This is a genomic window from Thioclava sp. GXIMD2076 (assembly GCF_037949795.1).
Lineage (GTDB): Bacteria > Pseudomonadota > Alphaproteobacteria > Rhodobacterales > Rhodobacteraceae > Thioclava > Thioclava kandeliae.
Map to the genome: position 1 here is coordinate 40,046 of NZ_CP149933.1, position 19,604 is coordinate 59,649.

Consider the following 19,604-nt stretch of genomic DNA (forward strand, 5'->3'; position numbering starts at 1 on the left):
GGGTCAGGCTCCCAAGGGGCGAAGTAGCTCGCGGCTGATAATGTGGCGCTGGATCTCGGAGGTGCCGTCCCAGATGCGTTCCACGCGGGCATCGCGCCAGAAGCGCTCGATGGGTAATTCGTCCATCAACCCCATCCCGCCATGGATCTGCAGCGCGGCATCGGTTACACGGGCCAGCATCTCCGAGGCATAGACTTTGGCGGAGGCGATCTCGCGGTTGGCGGGCAGGCCCTGATCGAGGCGCCATGCCGAGGACAGGGTCAGCATATCGGCGGCATCGATCTCGGTGATCATATCGGCCAGCTGGAAGCTCACGCCCTGGAACTTGCCGATGGCCTGACCGAACTGTTTGCGCTCGGCGGCATAGGACAGCGCATGGTCGAAGACGCGGCGCGCCCGCCCGACCGAGTTGGTGGCCACGGTGATGCGGGTGGCATAGAGCCATTCGTTCATCACATCGAATCCGCCATCGACCTCGCCCAGAACCTGCGCATCCGACAGGCGGCAATTGTCGAAATAGAGGATCGAGTTCTTATAGCCGCGATGGGAGACCGAATTATAGCCGCGCGCGATCTCGAAGCCCGGTGTGCCGCGATCGACAAGGAAACAGGTGATGCGTTTTTTCGGGCCGCGCGGGGTGTCATCGACGCCGGTTGCGATGAAGACGATGACGAAATCGGCATGTTCCGCGCCCGAGATGAAATGCTTGGAGCCATTTACCACCCAGTCGCCGCCATCGCGCACCGCCTGACATTTCATGCCGCGCACATCCGATCCGGCATCGGGTTCGGTCATTGCCAGCGCATCCATCTTCTCGCCGCGCACTGCCGGAAGCAGGTATTTCTCGATCTGCTCGCCCTTGCAGGCCATCAGGATGTTCTGCGGACGGCCGAAGAAATGTGTCAGCGCCATCGAGCCGCGGCCCAACTCACGCTCGACCAGCGCGAAATCGACATGGCTCAGTCCCGGGCCGCCTACGCTTTCAGGAAAGTTCGAGGCATAGAACCCCAGATCCATGCACTTGCGCTTGATCTCCTGTCCGATCTCGGCAGGGACCTCACCGGTGCGTTCGACAAGTGTCTCGTGCGGATAGATCTCGTTTTCCACGAAACTGCGGACGGTGGAGACGATCATCTCCTGTTCATCGGTCAGACCGAAATTCATGATTTACCCTCGTATTGATTGGGTTTTCGAAGAGGTTTAGCGACGGGAGCGAGCGGCGCGCATCGCGAAGGCGGCGCGGCCGATCACGATGGCGGCGACCACAAGGATCAACAGCACCGAGAGGGAGGCGATGGAGGGATCGACATTGTCGCGCAGGCCCATCCACATGCGACGGGGCAAGGTGATGGTATTGACCGAGGTGACAAAGAGCGTGACACCGATCTCGTCCCAGCTGAACAGAAAGGACATCACGAAGGCGCCCAGCAGACCGAACCGGATATTGGGCAGGATAATTCCGAAGATACGGGTAGGCACGCTGGCCCCCATCGATTGCGCAGCCAGATCCATGCGCCGGTCCAGCTGGCCGAGCGAGACCATGACCACAATCACGGCATAGGGGACGACCATGACTGTATGGGCCAACACCACCCCGCCCAATGTGTCATAGCCAATCAGGCTGTTCCATTGCGACAGCTTGTTGAGGAAGAAGTAGAGTGTCAGCGATGAGACGACGGGGGGCGCCACCATCGGCAGCAGGACAAAGCCTGTCATCAGTCCGCCAAAGCGCGGGCGCATCATCCACAGCCCGAGGCAGAAGGCCGTGGCCAGCACCACCGACAAGCTGCTGGCCAGCACTCCCACCTCGATCGAGGTCCACAGGCTACGGCCCCAGTCGGGATCGGAAAACAGCGCGGCATAGTGGCGCCATGACCAGTCACCATCGGGAAGGGACAGGTAGCGTTTCGAGGTGAAGCTGACCGGCACCACCGCGATCAGGGGCATCAGCAGGAATACGGCGACAAGACCGCAGAGCAGTGTGGCCAGACGGCCGGGGCGTAGACCGGTCATTTGGCAATCTCCGCGTTGCGGCGCATCAGTGCAACGAGGATGCCGCCCACCGCGATCATCATGACGACACTGAGCGCGGCTGCCATGCCCCATTGCGGCATCTGGAAGATCCACAGATAGATCAGCTCGGCCAGCAGCACCGATTGGCCCCCGCCCAGAAGTGCGGGCGTGACGTAAAAGCCGATGGAAAACACGAAGACCAGAAGGGTCGCACCGATGATCCCGTTCCCCGTCATCGGGAGGAAGATCTGCCAGAAGATCCGCAGCCGTGATGCGCCCATCCCGTCGGCTGCCGTCAGCACCCGTTCATCGACATTGCGCATGGCCGTTGCCAGCGGAAAGACGGCAAAGGGAATAAGGTAATGCGCCATACCCACCACCACCGCAAATTCGTTGCGAGTCATCTGGATGGAGGCATCGATCAGGCCTGCATCCTTGAGCCATGTGTTGATCAAGCCGCGATTGGACAGAAGCGACAACCACCCGAAGGCGCGGCTAAGGACCGAGATCCAGAACGGGATCATGATGCATAACTCTGTCAGTAACCGTATGACAGGAGTGCCGCGCACCCATAGGAGCGTGATGATATAGGCGCAGCCGACCGAGACGACGGTTACGATGATACATAGCCGCAATGTGCGCCAGATGACGGCCAGCGTGAGCGGGTCGCTCAGGACATGGCGGTATTGCGCCAGGCCCGGCTGGGGATCGGTGAAGCTGAGCTGCACGATGCCAAGAAACGGCAATAGGTAACTTAGCCCGAGAAACAGCAGCACCGGGCAAATCAGAAAGAGGGTAGGGCGCATGGAGGCTCCTTTAGGCTGCCCGTGCCATCAAAGCGCGGGCAGCAGTGTCAGGATCAGGCGGAGATCAGTTGCAGATAGGCATCCAGCGCCGAGGCATAGTTTTCCTCGTACCAATCGGTATTCAGGGCGACCTGTTTGGGCAGGTTCTCTGGGTCCATCGGATTGTAGTGGCGCAGCTCTTCGGGGATCAGGCTATCGGCGGCAGGGTTGGACGGCCCATTGCCCATAAGTTCGAAGAACTTCGCCTGACGTGCCGGATCCTGCGTCGCGGCGATGTAGCGCATCGCCTCTTCCGTCCCACCCGGATTGCCCTTGAGCACACCGATCCCGCCAGGTCCGATAATGCCATCCTGGAAGGTAAAGGTGATCTCGCCCTCGGTATCCTTGTCCAGCAGACTCGCCCGGGTGTTCCAGATCAGGGCCATCGAGACATCGCCGTTCAGCAGCAGAGACTGGCTCTCCGCACCACCACCCCAGAAGGCCCCGATATGGTCTTTAAATCCTTCGATCTTTGCATGGGCACGATCGAGGTCCAGCGGATAGAGATCGGCAGGGGCGACGCCATCGGCCAATAACGCGGCCTCCCACATGCCCGCGCCCCATTTATACATCGCCCGCTTGCCGGGGAAGTTATCGGTATCGAAGAAATCCTTGAGCGAGGTCGGCGGCGTGTCGAACTGGGTCGCGTCATAGGCGATGACATAGGAATAGAAATAGCATGACGAGGAATAGTCCCACTGGAAGCCTTCGCGCTGTTTGGTCGGATCGACAATAGTATAGTCGATTTTCTCCATCATGCCTTTGCGGCCCAGTGCCTGTGAGGTAAAGGGATCGGCATCAACCAGATCCCATGTCGGGTTGCCACCGGTGACCTGTGCGGTGATTGCGCCTTCGGTAGGGCCGGACCCGTCATAGAGCACCTGAATGCCGCTCTCGGCGGTAAAGGGTTGGCCGAAGGCCTCTTGCATCGCGTCTAGGGCATCGCCGCCCCAATTGACGAATACCAGCTTGCCATCCGCGGCGCGGGCCTGCGTGGCCCCCAGACTGAGTGCGCTCGTGCCCAGAAGGGCGGCCATGCCCTGAAGCATCTGACGGCGCGAAATCTGGCCCTTGGCTGCACGCTCTTTCAAAATCTCGACGCAATCGTTCTGGAAATGGCTGTTCAAGGCGGTACCTTTCTGTTGAGGAGTTCGGGATGAGAAGAGCCTTTCCGGAACGCCAGGGCATTCCGGATCGGGAGAAATTGGTGATGGGAGACGGAGGTCAGACGGCGAAACTGTCGCGCGGGTCCCATGTGACCTCGAGCGTCGCACCAGGGGCGGGCGGTGTCTCTCCGGGACCGTTGTCGAAATAGAGGATCAACTCCTCGCCCGCACCCGTTGCCAGAAGGAGCCGCGATTTCGCGCCCAGATAGACGCGGTCACGTACGGTGGTCGGCAGGCGGTTCGTATCGTAATCTTGCGCCAAGCGCATATGTTCGGGGCGGATGGCCAGATGGCCGTTGCCTTGCGCATGGGGCGGGGCGGTGATCGCGGAGCCGGTGATGTTGCCACCTTGCAAAGACAGAATATTGATATCGCCCAGAAATTCGGCTGTGAACCGGTTGGCTGGCCGCTCGTAGACCTCGTCCGGCGTGCCGATCTGCTGTAAATGCCCATGATTGAAAATCGCGATACGGGTCGACAGCGCCAGCGCCTCTTCCTGATCATGGGTCACGAAAACAAAAGTGGTGCCGAGATCGCGGTGAAGACGCCGCAGCTCTTCCTGCATCTGGCCGCGTAGGTTCTTGTCGAGCGCGGAGAAAGGTTCATCGAGCAACAGAACCTTGGGCTCGTAGGCCAGTGCCCGCGCCAGTGCGACCCGTTGCTGCTGTCCGCCCGACAAGGCGGAAGGCTTCTTATGCGCATGTCCGGCAAGGCCCACCAGCTCGATCATCTCGGCCACGCGGGCATCGATCCGGGCCTTGGACCGTTTCTGCACCTTCAGCGGAAAAGCGATGTTTTCGGCCACTGTCAGATGCGGGAACAGGGCATAGCCCTGAAACACCATGCCGAATGCTCGTTCTTTGGCCGACCACCCGGTCATGTCCTGCCCCTCGAACAGCAACTGGCCCGAGGTTACGGCCTCATAGCCACCCAGTAAGGTCAGAAACGTGGTCTTGCCCGAGCCTGAAGGCCCCAACAGCGACAGGAATTCGCCTTCGGCGATGGTCAGGGAAATATCGCGGAGCGCCGCGAATTTTCCGAAAGTTTTGGTGACCGAACATGCTTCGATCTGCGTTGTGCTTGCCACAATCGCCTCGCTTTCCAATGCTGTCCTTTGTTGGTTAAGCTTAGTAATTAGAGTCGATAATGTGCAATTGAAACTTATTGGTCACCTCGACAAATAATATTTGTCATTAGATTTTCCTTTGGCCCATTTTGCCAATTTCTAGACGATCTTTCAACCACTTGGAGAATTCTTGGACAATAGGGTTTGAAAGATTTTCATCTGGTGTGCAAAGAAAATAGCCGGATTCGGTATGCAGCGCCGCCGAAAAAGGTCGCATTAATTTGCCTTCCCGAAGCTCTTTTGCCCATAAAACAGTATCTCCGATGGCGATGCCTTCTCCCGCCATGACCGCGGTGAAGACGATGTTCATGTCGGAAAAACAGATCCCGCGATGGGCATTTTCCGGCGGTAGCCCCGAAAGCTGCATCCACTGCTCCCAATCGGTAAAGTCGCCCATATGCAACAATGTCGCCTCACGCAGAATTCCAAGGTCATTGAAGCTTTTGAACTGGCTCAGATAGGCAGGGCTGCAAAGCGGCGTGAATTCGACCGACATCAGTGGCTCGACCTGTAAATGGGCGCGGTTCTCGCAATCGAATGTAATGAACAGGTCGACATCGGGATCGGCCGTGGCGACCAGATTATGGGTCGTGACGACATTGAGAACGACATCGGGATGCTCGGCAATGAAGTCGCTCATATTGGTGCAAAGCCAGGCCGAGGCAAATCCGGGCGGGGCGCTGATCGTCAGGCGCCCCGTCAACCCGTTCTGGCTGCGCCGCGAGGTTGATGTCGCGATCATGCTTAGGGCCCGGCGCACGTCTTCCGCATATGCCATCGCGCGCGGTGTGATTTCGGTCTGGTTGCCGGTCCGGATCAGGATCTTGAACCCCAGATCGCGTTCAAGCAGGCGCAACTGGTGACTGATTGCGCTGCGGGTCAGGTTCAGCTCCGAGGCCGCTCGCCAGAGCGCGCCATTTCGTGCGACGCTCTCGATTGCCCGAAGCGCCTGCATCGAGGGAAAACGGTTCATAGATGTCTTTCGTCAATAACACTTATCTTCGGAAGCGTAACGCAACCGAGGGGAAGTGAGTAGGGCCAGGCGGGCTTACAAATGCGGCAATTGCGCCTTGAGGTAGGCAAAATGACGATCTGCCATGCCAGCATAAGGGCGCCAGCCATCCGCAGTATTCTGTGCGACCGCATCGGATAGAATCGCCAGGGGCGCCCCCGTAGACTTCGCCAAGATCAGCGTCTGGGCGGCTTTTTCAAAGAAATACAGGTCTTCGAACGCTGCCGCGACAGTCTGGCCGACGATGGTCACGCCATGGTTGCCCATAACCAGAACGGTTTTGTCGCCAAGGTTTTCAGCCAGCCGCTCGCCCTCTTCCTCGGCATCGGCAATACCCCCGAACGACAGATCATAGGCGGTGCGGCCGTAGAACCGCGCCGTGTTATTGTCGATGGGCACGACCGTGGGATCTTTCAGGCAGGCCAGCGCCGTTGCATAGGGTGAATGGCAATGCAGAATAACCCGCGCCTCGGGTTTGCGGCGGTGAAGCGTCCCATGCACGCACCATGCAGACGCATCCGGTGGGTCGGGACGGTCCAGAACCGACGGATCGTTGCTGTCCAGCTCCAGAAGATCGTCGGGGCGGATCGCGCCAAAATGCTGCCATTTCGGGTTCAGAAGGAACTGCGCCCCGTCCTCCGAAACCGCCGCACTGAAATGGTTGCCAACGGACTCGCTCCAGCCCAGCTGGTGGCAGATACGGAACGCCGCCGCCAGATCTATGCGCAGCGCGGTCGTATCCGGTTCAAGAGACGGATGCGCGTTCATGCCTTGAACCGCCCTTCGCTGACCAGCGCCCGATAGGTCGAGCGCATTTCGGCGCGGTCGGTGTAGCAGCCGCGAAGATAGCGGTCGCCGCTTGTCGCCGAATAGGCCGCGCGCCCGTGAACGATGCGGTGGTTGTCGAACACCATGCATTCGCCCGCTTTCATCAGGAAGGTCATCATGTATTTGTCTTCCTGCAGCATTTTCCCGAAGCGGCAGAATGCCGGATACCAGCGGTCGAGCAGCGCCTGATCAAGGTCGGAGATATCCAGCATGTGCTGCGAAATGGTTAGCCCCGAAACCTCGCCATGTTGGTCAAGTTCGATCACGGTCTGGCGCGAACGCATGTCATAGGTGTCGTGTTCGCAATAGAACGGCACCGGCGTCTCGCTCAGCAGCTTGAAGCCTTCGGGATCGCGTTGTCGGAAGTCATTGGCAACGGCCACACCATCAGCATAAAGGCTTTCGCCCCCTTGCACGCTATTGGCGCGGCAATGCAGGAACTGGACGCCCGGCGCATGTTCCTCGGCAGGGGTGTCGGTATGCAGTTCCAGCGCGGCAGAGGTATAGGCCGTGTTGGTGGGTTTGATATGCGTCTTCACATCGAAATAATCGCCGAAGAAGGTGGGCCGGACCTGTCCGATCATCTCGGCGGTTTCGGTCAACCCTTCGTTACTATCGGGCATATCGGTCAGGATGGTGAAACCCTGCACCAGCATTGCTTCGATCCATTTCGCCCTCAATGCCGGATTTGCCAGAAGCGCGGGCTGGCTGAAGCGTGGCACCTGCGGATAGTGATCGCCATACCACGCGCTGCGCGGCAGATCGGCGGGGTCATGGCGCGGGGTGCCTTTGGCGAAGGTTTCAAGCCATGCAAGAGGGAAACGGGTGACGTGATCCTCGTCGGCCCATTTGATGACCAGCGCGTTGCTGTCAACCTCGGCGCTTTCGGCGCGCGGCGCTGCCGCAAGGTGGAAGATGTCGAAGCTCCGCTCGCGCGTATCGGTGTTGAACGAGGTCGGGCAGTTGTCGCGCAGCCAGTAATAATTAAAGTAATGCGCCGCCCCGTCGGACAGAACGACCTCAAGCCCCTGAGACTTAAGTGTGGGGCGCGACAGCGTATCATCCATTATATTCATAGGTATTTCCCTGTTCTAATGCGTTTTCGCTGGTAGGTTTTCACAGCTTCCCTCTTGCGAACAGAGCGGTTAGTTTGAACATAAGTTAAGAACAGGGTTATGTTATGAGCCGCTTGCCACCCCTACGTCTTCTCACCACCTTCGAGGCGATCGCGCGCCATGGTTCGATGCATCTGGCGGCTGCGCGGTTGAATGTGACCCAGCCTGCGATCAGCCAGAGCCTTAAGGCGCTCGAGGATCATGTCGGCGCGCAGTTGCTGGATCGTTCGACACGGCCCGCCCGGCTGACGGAGGCCGGAGAGATCCTCGCGCGCGCGGTGCGCGAGGGTTTGGGGCGGATCTCGGTTGCAGTGGAGGATATCCGGGACATGGCCGGACTTGGCGGCCAGCAGGTTACGGTGTCCTGCACTATCGGGATGGCGACATATTGGCTGATGCCCCGCTTGCCCGACTTTTATGCCAAACATCCCGAAATCACCGTCAATGTGCAGGCGCCCGCTAGCGATTTGCCGCATCTTGCCCCTGGTATTGATATCGCGATCCGTTACGGAACGGGTAACTGGCATGAGGGGCGGACCTTCAAGCTATTCGAGGAGCGCATTTTTCCGGTTGCCGCGCCCGCGCTGCTGGAGCGGCTGCAGCGCGAGGGTATAGGCCTTGAGGCTGCGCCCCTGATCCATGTCCGCAGTCCGCGCAACCAGCATTGGGCAGGGTGGGAAGAGTATTTTTTGGCGCGCGGGATCATACGCGAAAGGCTAACGGGTCAGACATTCACCAATTATGTTCAGGCCGCTCAGGCGGTGCTGGATGGGCGCGGGGTCATGCTGGGGTGGCGTTCGATTGCGGCAGGCGCCGTGCGCGAAAAAACATTGTGCCCCTGGCCTGATGGCGAACTGGATCTCGGCACCTCCTACTTCGTCACGACGACCCAGCCCGTCTCGCAGAGTACGAATGAGTTTACTGCCTGGCTGAGCGAGAATGCCAAAAAGCCATGATTCAGCCTCCGCCAGGTGACCTGAACGACGAGCAGGTTTGCTGGCGTTCCGACGCGTGAATGGAGCGGTTCAAGCCGTCCTTACCGAAAAACCGTGGCAAGGCCCCTGCCGATGCGACAGTGAGGATCGAGCCACCATCGGCTCGAGACCGATCCGAACAGGGAATGCGGACCGGTCGAGACCCGATACGACCGGTGTCCGGACTTAGGTTTCGTCGGGAAGTGTGGGCTTTATGGTCACGATGTCGATGAGCATGAAAATGACGTTTTTTCCAATGTTCTGGCGCGGTTGCGCGAGCGTGCTCAAGGGAGGATTGGTGATCGCGGCATATCAAGTGTCATTGAAACCGCTCGGTCAGATGTCGTGCGAAGGCTCACCGTCGGTTTGCCTGCGCGTGTAAAAGCGCCGAACGCAACGTCACGGGGCGGAGCTTTTGGCGTGGGATTAGCGGACACGGTCCGGTCTGTTCCCGCGCGGGCGTGTCAGAGCCGTGTGAAGGCGGAGACAAGCATCCGTTCGGATTGGAGGAGATAACTCTCGAGAAGATCTGCGGCGGCCTCGGGGCGACCGGCTCTCAGGCACTCGATCAGGCGCGCGTTCATCTCGATGAAGGGTTCGTGCAGATATTGCGGATCTTCGACCAATCCGAAAACAAGCCGTAACTCGACCGTTAGAGTGGCATAGAACGCATTCAGGCGCGGGCTGTCGGCAAGCGACAGGAGGGCGTCGTGAAATTCCATATTGGCGCTGCCCACCGCCTGCCAATCGCCTTGCGCGGCATGCGCGCGGGCACGTTCTACAGCCTCCGCCATCCGTGTGATAGCGGGATGGCCGGCATAGCTCGTGCGCACGGCCTGCACCTCGATGATCCGGCGGATCCGGTAGATGTCGAGGATCGATTCCATCGACGGGCGCGCCACCGATATGCCGCGATTGGCCTCGTGTAGAAGAAGCCCGTCCTTGACGAGGATGCGGAAAGCCTCGCGTAGCGTGTTGCGAGAGACATCGAGCCGTTCGGCATAGGCCGCCTCGGACAGCCGCGCGCCGGGGCGCAGATCGCCCGACACGATCAGCGCCCTGATCCGTTCGGCGCTGCGTTGTGCCAGCGAAAGGGGCAGACCTGTCATCGTGTACCTCGTGAAATTTGTGCAAGGGCTCTCATATTTCCGCCACAGGTGCCAGCGATGGTGCAGATTTGGCCGCTATTTGCTACAATCGTGATGAAATAATATGCAGAAATTTAAAAATAGAACGGCAAGACTCGTCTTTTTGTATGATGATATAAAATTATTGTTGAACAATGTGCCGAGCGTAGGCCACGTTTCTCCTAAACGGGAGCAGAGCACGCCTCTCGCATCATCCAAAGGGGAGACCGCATTGTCCGATCAGATCCAACCTGCCCGCCTGACGCGCCATGCGCTTGTGGCCGCGATTTTCATGATGGCCACATCGGCCATCGGTCCGGGGTTCATTACCCAGACGGCCACATTCACAGGCAAGCTCGGCGCGACCTTCGCCTTTGCCATCCTCGTTTCGATCCTGATCGACTTCGTGGTGCAGATGAACATCTGGCGCATCATCACCCTTTCGCGCCGCCGCGCCGCCGAGATCGCCAATGCAGCCCTGCCCGGAACCGGTTATCTGCTGGCGGTCTTCATCCTGCTGGGCGGGTTCGTGTTCAATGTGGGCAATATCGCGGGGGCAGGGCTTGGCACGAATGCGCTTCTGGGCCTCGACCCCAAGACAGGCGGCGTGATCAGTGCGCTCATCGCGGTCGGCATCTTCCTGTCCAAACGGGCGGGGCTCGTGATGGACCGTGTGGTTGTGGTGCTGGGGCTTGTGATGCTCGCGCTGGTGGTCTTTGTCGCCTGCGTCTCGCATCCGCCGGTGGGAGAGGCTCTGCGTCAGACGATTTTCCCGGACAGTATCGATTTCGCGACCATCGTCACCATCGTGGGCGGCACGATCGGCGGCTATATCACCTATGCGGGTGCGCACCGGCTCCTTGATCAGGGCATGGTAGGCGAGGAGAACCTTCCCTTGGTCACCCGCGCGGCTCTGACCGGTATCGTGGTCACAGGCGTCATGCGCTTCGTGCTGTTTCTAGCCATTCTGGGTGTGGTTTCGGCAGGGCTCGTGATCGATACGTCAGGCCAGAGCGGCAATCCGGCGGCGCAGGCCTTCCGCGCGGCAGCGGGCGATCTTGGGCTGCGGGTGTTCGGCGCGATCCTGTGGGGTGCGGCCATTACCAGTGTGATCGGGGCGGCCTATACCTCGGTCTCCTTCCTGACTGTCTTCCTGCCGCGACTGAGCGAGCGCGGACGGGCGGTGGCCACTGTGGTGTTCATCGCGCTTTCGCTGGCTACATATATCGGGCTGGGCACGGCCCCTGCGGCACTTCTGGTCTTCGCGGGCGGCTTCAACGGGCTGATACTGCCTGTGGGGTTCAGCGTCTTCATGTATGTGGGCTGGGCGCGCCCCGATCTTCTGGGGGGGTATCGCTCGCCACGCTGGCTGCTGGTCTCGGGGACGCTTGTCTGTGTGCTGACCTGGTATATGGGCCTGAAATCGGTCGGCGCGATCTTTGCCTTCCTGGGCCAGTAATCGCGACACCGGAAAGAGAGCGAGGAGGAAAGAAAAGATGGATCTTAATAGCGATCTCGGCGAGAGCTTCGGCGCTTGGGCAATGGGCGATGATGCGGCCATGCTCGACATCGTCACCTCGGCCAATGTGGCCTGCGGTTTCCATGCCGGTGATCCGGCAGGCATCCTGCGCACCCTCGAACGCGCGGCCGAGCGCGGCGTGGCGGTGGGGGCGCATGTGGGCTACCGCGATCTGGCGGGGTTCGGCCGGCGCAATATGGATGTGTCCTCCGAGGATCTGACCGCCGAGGTGATTTACCAGATCGGGGCGCTCGATGCGCTGGCGCGGGTGGCGGGCACGCGGGTATCCTATGTAAAACCGCATGGCGCGCTCTATAACACCATCGCCCATGATGCCCGTCAGGGGCAGGCCGTGATCGCGGCGCTCAAGGCGCTTGGCGGGGATCTGGTGCTGATGGCGCTGGCAGGCAGCCCGCTTGTGGCGCGGGCGCGGGCACAGGGACTGAGCGTGGTGGGTGAGGCCTTCGCCGACCGCGCCTATACGCCCGAGGGCACGCTGGTCTCGCGCAAGGAGGCAGGGGCCGTTTTGCATGATCCCGCGCATGTGGCACAGCGCATGCGCCGCTTTGCCCGCGAGGGGGTGATCGAGGCGATTGACGGGAGCCTCGTCACGCTTGATGCGGGCTCGATCTGTGTTCATGGCGACAGCCCTGATGCGGTGGCCATGGCGCGATGCATCCGTGACCTTCTTGCCGCTGACGGCGTGGCGCTCGGGGCTTTCGCGAGGGCGGGCGCATGAGGGTCCTTCCGGTCGCCCTCGAGGCCGTTCTGGTCGAGCTGGACAGCCTCGAGGAGGTGTTGGCCCTTCACGAGAGCCTGCGCGAGGCCCCGCTTGCGGGCGTCACCGAAATGGTGCCTGCCGCCCGAACTCTCTTCATCGGGTTCGACCCGCTGGTTCAGGGCGGCGACCGGATCGCGGCAGAGGTCGCGCGGCGCGACCTGACCCCGCGCGCGCAAGGCCCCGCGCGCCTGCGCGAGCTGCCTACGCGCTATGAAGGCGAGGATCTCGCCGAAGTGGCGGCCCTTACGGGGCTGAGCGTGGCAGAGGTTATCGCGCGACATCAATCACAGCCATGGACCGTCGCCTTTTGCGGTTTTGCGCCGGGCTTTGGCTATATGACCGGAGGGGATCCCGCGCTCGATGTACCCCGCCGCCAGAGCCCGCGCACACGGATTCCGGCGGGAGCGGTGGCGCTTGCAGGCAAGTTTAGCGGCGTCTATCCCAAAGCGAGCCCCGGTGGCTGGCAGATCATCGGCACCACCGATGTGCCGATGTGGGACCTCTCCCGTGATCCGCCGGCTTTCCTGCAGCCCGGTGATCATGTGCAATTCACACAGGCCCGCGGCAAGAGCCACCCTGTCGTCCTGCCTATGCCCGAGACCCGCCCTGCGCCCGCGCAGGGCACGGGCTTCAGGGTCACCGCCTCCCCGTTTCCGGCGCTCTTTCAGGATCTGGGCCGTTTGGGGCAGGCGGGGCAGGGTGTATCGGCCTCGGGTGTGCTCGACCGGCACGCGTTTCGTGCGCTCAACCGGATGCTGGGCAATGCGCCGGGCACGCCTGCAATCGAGTTGACAGGCGGCGGGTTTGCCTTCCGTGCCGAGGAGACAGCAGTGATCGCGGTGACGGGGGCGCCCTGCGCGGTGAAAGTGAATGGCTGGAACCTCGGCTCCCATGCGCCGCTTGCGCTCGATGCGGGCGATCATGTGGAGATCGGCGCGCCGCTATCGGGGCTGCGCAGCCTTCTCGGCGTGCGTGGCGGGTTCGATGTCGAGCGGATCATGGGCTCTGCTACCCGTGATACCTTGGCCGAGGTCGGGCCCGAGCCGCTTGGTGCGGGGGCTGTTCTGGAGCTTGCACATGCGCGCGCGGGGGCTGTCGAGCCCGCCCTCTCCCCGCCCGAGTTGCCCAGACCCGGCGAAACCGTGGTGCTGGATGTGGTGATGGGTCCGCGCACCGACTGGTTTTCGCCCGAAACCGTGGCGGCGCTCTCGGGCCAGCTCTGGGAGGTCACGCCGCAGTCCTCGCGGGTGGGCATCCGGCTCTCGGGCGAGGCGCTGACCCGCGAGGATGCGCGCGAGCTGCCCTCCGAGGGCACAGCCACGGGCGCGCTGCAGGTGCCGCATTCGGGCCAGCCCGTGCTGTTTCTGGCCGACCACCCCCTGACGGGGGGCTATCCGGTGATCGGTTCGGTTGCCAGCTACCATCTCGATCTGGCGGGGCAGATCCCGCCCGGCGCGAAGATCCGGTTCAATCCGCTCGCGCCCTTTGCCGAAATTCTTTCTCGAGGATCCAAGTGATGAAGACTGTTCTGATTGCCAACCGTGGCGAAATTGCCCTGCGTGTGGTGCGGGCCTGCCGAGATTACGGGGTGGCCTCCATCGCCGTTTACGCGGATGCGGATTCAGATGCGCCTTTCGTGCGCGCGGCCGATCGTGCCTTTGCGCTGCCGGGGGCCAAGCCGTCGGAGACCTATCTCAATATCGACGCATTGCTCGAGATCGCGCACCGCGCGGGTGCGGATGCGGTGCATCCGGGCTACGGGTTTTTGTCGGAAAGCGCCGAATTCGCCCACGCCGTGCAGGCGGCGGGACTGGTCTGGATCGGGCCTGATCCGCAGGTGATCACCGAACTGGGGGACAAGGTGGCTGCGCGCCGGATTGCCATGAAGGTCGGCGCTCCTCTGGTGCCGGGCACCGAAGGGCCGGTGGCAGGGCCCGAGGAGGCTGTCGCATTTGCCCATGCCCATGGCCTGCCGATCGCCATCAAGGCCGCGCATGGCGGCGGCGGACGGGGTATGCGGGTCGCGCGCGAGATGGCAGAGATCACCGAGCTGTTCCATGCGGCACGGCGCGAGGCGGAGACGGCCTTTGGCAATGGCGCCTGCTATGTCGAGCGGTTCCTCGACCGCCCGCGCCATGTCGAGGCGCAGGTCATCGCCGACCGCCATGGCAATGTGGTGGTGCTGGGCACGCGCGACTGTTCACTCCAGCGTCGCAACCAGAAACTCGTCGAGGAAGCGCCCGCGCCCTTCCTCAGCGATGACCAGCGCGCCCGTATCCACGAAGCCGCCCGCGCGATCTGTGCGGAGGCGGGCTATAGCGGGGCGGGGACGGTCGAGTTCCTGCTGGGTCAGGACGGGATGATCTCCTTCCTCGAGGTGAATACCCGCTTGCAGGTCGAGCATCCGGTGACCGAGGAGACCGCCGGCATCGATCTGGTGATCGAGCAGCTGCGGGTGGCCGAAGGCCTGGCCTTGCGCCTGACCGAAACGCCCGCGCCGCGCGGTCATGCCATCGAGTTCCGCATCAATGCCGAGGATCCCGCGCGGGGCTTCCTGCCCACGCCCGGTCCGATCACCCGCTTTGACGCGCCCTCGGGGCCGGGGGTGCGCATCGATAGCGGTGTCGAGGCGGGTGGCGTTGTGCCGCAGAGCTTCGACAGTTTGATGGCCAAGCTGGTGGTCTGGGGGCCGGATCGGGCGAGCGCCATTGCCCGTGCGCGCCGCGCGCTTGCCGAGTTTCGCATCGAGGGGGTCGCCTCGGTGCTGCCCTTCCACCGTGCAGTGATCGAGGCGCCGGAATTTACCGACCCTGACGGGTTTGCGGTCCATACCCGCTGGATCGAGACCGATTTTGCCGCGCCGCTCGAAGCGGCGTTGCGGGTGAGCCCGCGCCCCGAGACGGTGCTGCGCGGGCCGGTGGAGATTGATGGCGAGATCCGCGAGATCGGGTTCAGTGCGGCATTGCTTGATCGGCTGGCGGCGCGCCTCGGCACGGTGACGGCCTCCGCCACGACCTTCGAGCAGACCGGCGCTGCCTCGGAGGCAGGCGCGGTAACGGCGCCGATCACCGGTCAGCTGCAGTCTTGGGCGGTCGAGGATGGGGCGCAGGTGCGCGAAGGCGACACTCTTGCGGTGATGGAAGCCATGAAGATGGAGACGCCCGTTCTGGCGCCCTCGGCGGGCTGCGTCACCCGCCGAGGGGTTGCGGGCGCTACGGTCGGTGCGGGTGAGGTGATCGCTGTTATCTCCTGAACCGCTTATCCGGTCAAAGTTACGGGCCGCGTTTGATACGCGGCCCGTAAACGCCAGTTATCCGTGAGTGGACAGGCGGTTAAGCGATCGTTTCGGCAGCTTGCAGCAAAAGCGCATCGCGGCCTCTGGGGGCAAAAAGCATCAGCATCGAATAAGCGGGAGACAGATCTCCGCTGGGCAGGCTGATGGCGCAGCCATCGACCAGATTGACGAGCGAGGTATTGCGCAGCATCGCGGCATTGAGCCTGTCGAATTCCGCCTCGGTCGCCTCGATACTGGGCGGCAGCATCGGCAGGGTCGGCGCGAGGGCCATATCGAAGCCCGCCATGAGCGCCTCGAAACGCGCGACCACCTCTCCGCGCGCGGCTTTTGCTTCGGCCAATGCGCCGTCGGGGAGGGTTTCGGCGAACCGGATCCGCGAGAGCACGCGCGGATCGCCGATCTCCTCGAGCCGCGCGAGATCGTCATGGTAGATCGCCAGTGCCTCGGCCGCGACGATGGTCTTGTTGAGCACCATTGCCGCCCCGATCGCCTCCATATCAACCTCGGTCAGGCTATGGCCCTGCGCGCGCAGCGCGGCAAGACGGGCCTCGAACCATCGGGCGACCTCGGGGGCGAGATCATTGGTGAACGCGCCTTGCGGCACGGCGATCTTCAGCGGACCGACGGGGTGGACCGGCAGCGGTTCTCCCGCCATCACCTCCAGCACACGGCGCAGGGTATCGGCATCGCGGGCCATCGGGCCTGCGGTATCGAAGCTGCCCGCCAGAGGGTAGATACCGGTGGCATCGACCAGATCCTGACTGGGTTTGATCCCCCAGATCCCGTTGGCCGCCGCCGGAATGCGCAGTGAGCCACCCGTATCGGTGCCGAGTGCCGCATCGCAGAGCCCGAGCCCCACGCTGACCGCGCCCCCCGAGGACGAACCGCCGGGGATGATCCCTTGGGCCAGCGCGCTTTCAGGGGTGCCGTGATGGGGATTGAGCCCCACACCCGAATAGGCGAATTCCGACATCGAGGTGCGCCCGAACATCAGCGCGCCGGCCGCCTTGAGCCGTGCGACCGCCTCGGCATCACGGCTGGCGGGTGGACGCTCCGCCAGCAGGCGCGAGCCTGCCGAGGTCACTTGCCCCGCCTCGTCATAGAGATCCTTGACCGAGACCAGCAGCCCGAAAAGCGGCATGTCCTCTCCCGCCAGATGGCGGCGGGTAAGTTCCGCGGCCTCGGTGCGGATGCGTTCGGGCGAGAACTCGGTAAAGATCGCGCGTCGGGTGGCCTCGGGCAGGGCGGCGACCTTTGCAAGGGCCGCCTCCACCACAAGCATCAGATCGATGCTCATGCGACATCCGCCAAAGAGACGCTGTCATATTCGTGGGTGATGGTGCGACCCAGAACCGGATCGCGCATCTCCATGCGGAAACGCGGGGCCGGACGCACGCCACCAATAGCGCCGAAGGTGCCGCAGAGCATACCCACGGCCCCGTTCTGCGCGAGATCGGCCAGACCCGAACCGTCGATCAGATCGGTCAGCGGGCGGATGCTCGCCAGCGTGCCCTCCTGATAGAGCACCCAGTCGCCGCCCTCGAAGATATAGGACCGCATCTCGATCTCTTCGAGATGGTCCTCGACCTCGGCCCAGGGCCAGAGGGCGGTGGCGCAGGGTTTGGCGCAGACCTGTTTCGACATCGCCACAGAATGCGCCTCGAGCGCGCGGTCGGTATGGTCCGAGGCCATGCCCAGATAGCGCTCGGCGCCCGTCTGCACGATGAGCGGTTCGACCTCGCCCGAACTGTCGGCGCCCACCACCTCTATCTCGGAGGCTTGGGTCAGCAGCGGCGCCGAGACGCGGTAGTATAGCGGCGTGGTCGAGGGCGGCGCCACCCCAAGGGCGGCCAGTTCCTCGATATGATGGGCGATGGCATCGGCATTGCGCCCCGTCCAGCCCGCGACGATCAGATTGGAAAATGCGATAGGCAGGGTGCGCCCGTTGACGGAAAACAGCATGATATATCCTGATCAGAGAAGGGAGGGGAGCCAGAGCGCCAGTTGCGGCACGGCGACCAGAAGGGCAATCATGACGAGCATCACGCAGACATAGGGGATCACGCCCATGATGACCTGATTGAGCGAACCGGATTTGCGTGCCGATTGCACGACAAAGAGGTTGAGGCCGACAGGCGGGGTGATCAGCGCCATCTCGATCAGCACGATCATCAGCACGCCGAACCAGACCTTGTCATAGCCGAGCCCCGCGATCACCGGCACGATGATCGGAATGGTGGCGACCATCAGCGAGAGCGTTTCGATGAAGAAGCCCAGAACCAGATAGAGCGCGATCACCAGAAGGAGCGTGCCGAAGGGTGAGAGGCCCGTATTCGACAGAAGATCGGTCAGCGCGCGCCCCAGACCTGCCGAGGTCATGGCAAAGTTGAGGAAATAGGCGCCGGTGATCACCAGCATGATCATCGCGGTGATGCGCACGGTGCCGGTCAGCGCCTCGGTGACCATCTTGGTGGTCAGGCCGGTGCCGAGTGTCATGGCGATCAGCGTGGCGATCACCACCCCGATGGCGGCGGATTCCGTGGGCGTGGCCCAGCCCGCATAGATCGAGCCGATCACCACCGTGAAGAGGATCGCGATCGGGATCAGCTCCAAGAGGCTCTTCCCCCGCTCGGCCCAGCTGAAGCTGCGCGACGGGCCGCCAAGCGAGGGTCTGATGGCGCAGATGATCGCGGTGACCACCACAAAGCCGAGCGCCATCAGCACACCGGGCACGAGACCGGCGGAGAAGAGCTGCGGGATTGAGGTCTCGGTCAGGAAGCCATAGACGATGAGGTTGATGGACGGCGGGATCAGGATGCCCAGCGTGCCGCCTGCGGCGATGGCGCCGGAGAAGAGCCGCGGGTCATAGTTCAGACGTTCGGCCTGCGGCATGGCCACGGTGGCCACGGTGGCGGCGGTGGCTACCGAGGAGCCGGAGGTGGCCGAGAACATGGTGGCGGTGGCGATATTGGCATGGACCAGCCCGCCCGGCAGCCATGACAGCCATTTGTCGAGCGCGCCATAGGTGCGGGCGGCGACGCCTCCGCGCACGAGGATCTCGCCCAGCAGAACGAAACAGGGAATGGCGATGAGGGTGGAGGAGGCCGAGGAGGACCAGACCACCTGACCCAGCCCGCGCAGGAGCGGGAAGGCAGAAAAGATCTCGCCCACGCCGATGCCAAGGATGAAGAGCACGATCCCTACGGGGATCGACAGGGCCATCAGCCCCAGAAGGGAAATTGCGACACTGCCGATCATAGGTCCGTCTCCGATCCAAGGCCTAAGGTGGCGTCAAAGCCCGCGCGGTTACGGTTCCACAGATAGGCGATGCCGATGAGCGAGAGCGCGGTCGTGGTCAGCGCGAACCACATCCAGCCCGCAAACCAGATGCCTTGCGGGATCCATAGGGGCGTCTCGAGGGGGGTATTGGCGCGCGAGCCGCGGCTGAGGGTCTTCTCGAGCACCGGCCAGCAATGGACCGCGATCAGCACAACCACACCATTGGTGACGATCTGCGCGAACAGGTCCATGGCGGCCTGTCCGCCACGGGCCAGTTTCTGGCGGATGAAATCGATGCGCACATGGGCGCGATCGACCAGAGCGCAGGCGAGACCCCAGCTGGACAGCGCTGCCATCACATAGCTCGAGATCTCGTCCGATCCGCCCAGCGAATGGCTCAGCTTGCGGGCGACCACATCGGCGAGGATGAATAGGACGGTGATCACCACAACCGCCCCCAAGACAAGCGCAACGATCCGGTTGGCGCGCCGGAGCGCGCCATCAATTTTGTCCAGCATGGGGAA

18 protein-coding genes are annotated in these 19,604 nt (G+C 62.4%); 5 read left to right on the forward strand and 13 right to left on the reverse strand.

Annotated elements, in window-relative coordinates; genetic code table 11:
- Positions 1-3: 3 nt before the first annotated feature.
- The 8 genes from WDB91_RS14120 to WDB91_RS14155 form a co-directional block, all read right to left on the reverse strand.
- Positions 4-1,164 carry an acyl-CoA dehydrogenase family protein gene (locus WDB91_RS14120; RefSeq protein WP_339114835.1) on the reverse strand — a complete coding sequence of 387 codons (1,161 nt, stop codon included), beginning with the start codon at positions 1,162-1,164 and terminating at the stop codon, positions 4-6.
- Positions 1,165-1,200: 36 nt separating this feature from the next.
- On the reverse strand, positions 1,201-2,013 hold the full coding sequence (locus WDB91_RS14125; RefSeq protein WP_339114836.1) for an ABC transporter permease: 813 nt from the start codon (positions 2,011-2,013) through the stop codon (positions 1,201-1,203).
- The gene (locus WDB91_RS14130) at positions 2,010-2,819 is read right to left on the reverse strand and encodes an ABC transporter permease (protein WP_339114837.1); all 810 of its coding nucleotides are present in this window, start codon (positions 2,817-2,819) and stop codon (positions 2,010-2,012) included. The genes WDB91_RS14125 and WDB91_RS14130 overlap by 4 nt, the downstream gene beginning before the upstream one ends.
- Before the next feature lie 53 nt (positions 2,820-2,872).
- Entirely contained in the window at positions 2,873-3,985 is a 1,113-nt protein-coding gene (locus WDB91_RS14135) for an ABC transporter substrate-binding protein (RefSeq protein WP_339114838.1), read from the reverse strand.
- Between the two features lie 97 nt (positions 3,986-4,082).
- Positions 4,083-5,129, reverse strand: coding sequence for an ABC transporter ATP-binding protein (locus WDB91_RS14140; RefSeq protein WP_339114839.1), 1,047 nt, complete (start codon positions 5,127-5,129; stop codon positions 4,083-4,085).
- Between the two features lie 88 nt (positions 5,130-5,217).
- The gene (locus WDB91_RS14145; protein WP_339114840.1) at positions 5,218-6,123 is read right to left on the reverse strand and encodes a LysR substrate-binding domain-containing protein; all 906 of its coding nucleotides are present in this window, start codon (positions 6,121-6,123) and stop codon (positions 5,218-5,220) included.
- A 75-nt stretch (positions 6,124-6,198) separates the two neighbouring features.
- Positions 6,199-6,930 carry a class II aldolase/adducin family protein gene (locus WDB91_RS14150; RefSeq protein WP_339114841.1) on the reverse strand — a complete coding sequence of 244 codons (732 nt, stop codon included), beginning with the start codon at positions 6,928-6,930 and terminating at the stop codon, positions 6,199-6,201.
- Positions 6,927-8,066, reverse strand: a complete 1,140-nt coding sequence (locus WDB91_RS14155) for a TauD/TfdA family dioxygenase (protein WP_339114842.1) — start codon at positions 8,064-8,066, stop codon at positions 6,927-6,929. The genes WDB91_RS14150 and WDB91_RS14155 overlap by 4 nt, the downstream gene beginning before the upstream one ends.
- Before the next feature lie 104 nt (positions 8,067-8,170).
- On the opposite strand from WDB91_RS14155, the gene WDB91_RS14160 reads away from it, so the two are divergent.
- Positions 8,171-9,061, forward strand: coding sequence for a LysR substrate-binding domain-containing protein (locus WDB91_RS14160; protein WP_339114843.1), 891 nt, complete (start codon positions 8,171-8,173; stop codon positions 9,059-9,061).
- Between the two features lie 482 nt (positions 9,062-9,543).
- Here WDB91_RS14160 and WDB91_RS14165 read toward each other — a convergent pair whose 3' ends face one another.
- A complete protein-coding gene (locus tag WDB91_RS14165; protein WP_339114844.1) occupies positions 9,544-10,188 on the reverse strand; it encodes a GntR family transcriptional regulator in 645 nt (214 codons plus the stop codon).
- A 250-nt stretch (positions 10,189-10,438) separates the two neighbouring features.
- Here WDB91_RS14165 and WDB91_RS14170 point away from each other — a divergent pair, with 250 nt between their 5' ends.
- Genes WDB91_RS14170 through WDB91_RS14185 form a run of 4 tightly spaced genes read left to right on the forward strand, consistent with a single transcriptional unit; the run spans position 10,439 to position 15,759 of the window.
- Positions 10,439-11,665: an NRAMP family divalent metal transporter gene (locus WDB91_RS14170; RefSeq protein WP_339114845.1), complete on the forward strand. Its 1,227-nt coding sequence runs from the start codon at positions 10,439-10,441 to the stop codon at positions 11,663-11,665.
- A 37-nt stretch (positions 11,666-11,702) separates the two neighbouring features.
- Positions 11,703-12,464: a 5-oxoprolinase subunit PxpA gene (locus WDB91_RS14175; RefSeq protein WP_339114846.1), complete on the forward strand. Its 762-nt coding sequence runs from the start codon at positions 11,703-11,705 to the stop codon at positions 12,462-12,464.
- Positions 12,461-14,023, forward strand: a complete 1,563-nt coding sequence (locus WDB91_RS14180; protein ID WP_339114847.1) for a 5-oxoprolinase/urea amidolyase family protein — start codon at positions 12,461-12,463, stop codon at positions 14,021-14,023. The genes WDB91_RS14175 and WDB91_RS14180 overlap by 4 nt, the downstream gene beginning before the upstream one ends.
- Entirely contained in the window at positions 14,023-15,759 is a 1,737-nt protein-coding gene (locus WDB91_RS14185; protein WP_339114848.1) for a biotin carboxylase N-terminal domain-containing protein, read from the forward strand. Before WDB91_RS14180 ends, WDB91_RS14185 begins: the two co-directional genes overlap by 1 nt.
- A gap of 79 nt (positions 15,760-15,838) precedes the next feature.
- On the opposite strand, the gene WDB91_RS14190 is transcribed toward WDB91_RS14185, so the two are convergent.
- Genes WDB91_RS14190 through WDB91_RS14205 form a run of 4 tightly spaced genes read right to left on the reverse strand, consistent with a single transcriptional unit; the run spans position 15,839 to position 19,598 of the window.
- Positions 15,839-17,098: an amidase family protein gene (locus WDB91_RS14190; protein WP_339114849.1), complete on the reverse strand. Its 1,260-nt coding sequence runs from the start codon at positions 17,096-17,098 to the stop codon at positions 15,839-15,841.
- Positions 17,095-17,763 (reverse strand): DUF2848 domain-containing protein, encoded by a 669-nt coding sequence (locus WDB91_RS14195; RefSeq protein WP_339114850.1) that lies wholly within the window; start codon positions 17,761-17,763, stop codon positions 17,095-17,097. The genes WDB91_RS14190 and WDB91_RS14195 overlap by 4 nt, the downstream gene beginning before the upstream one ends.
- Before the next feature lie 12 nt (positions 17,764-17,775).
- Positions 17,776-19,059, reverse strand: coding sequence for a TRAP transporter large permease (locus WDB91_RS14200; RefSeq protein WP_339114851.1), 1,284 nt, complete (start codon positions 19,057-19,059; stop codon positions 17,776-17,778).
- Positions 19,056-19,598: a TRAP transporter small permease gene (locus WDB91_RS14205; protein ID WP_339114852.1), complete on the reverse strand. Its 543-nt coding sequence runs from the start codon at positions 19,596-19,598 to the stop codon at positions 19,056-19,058. The genes WDB91_RS14200 and WDB91_RS14205 overlap by 4 nt, the downstream gene beginning before the upstream one ends.
- Positions 19,599-19,604: the final 6 nt, after the last annotated feature.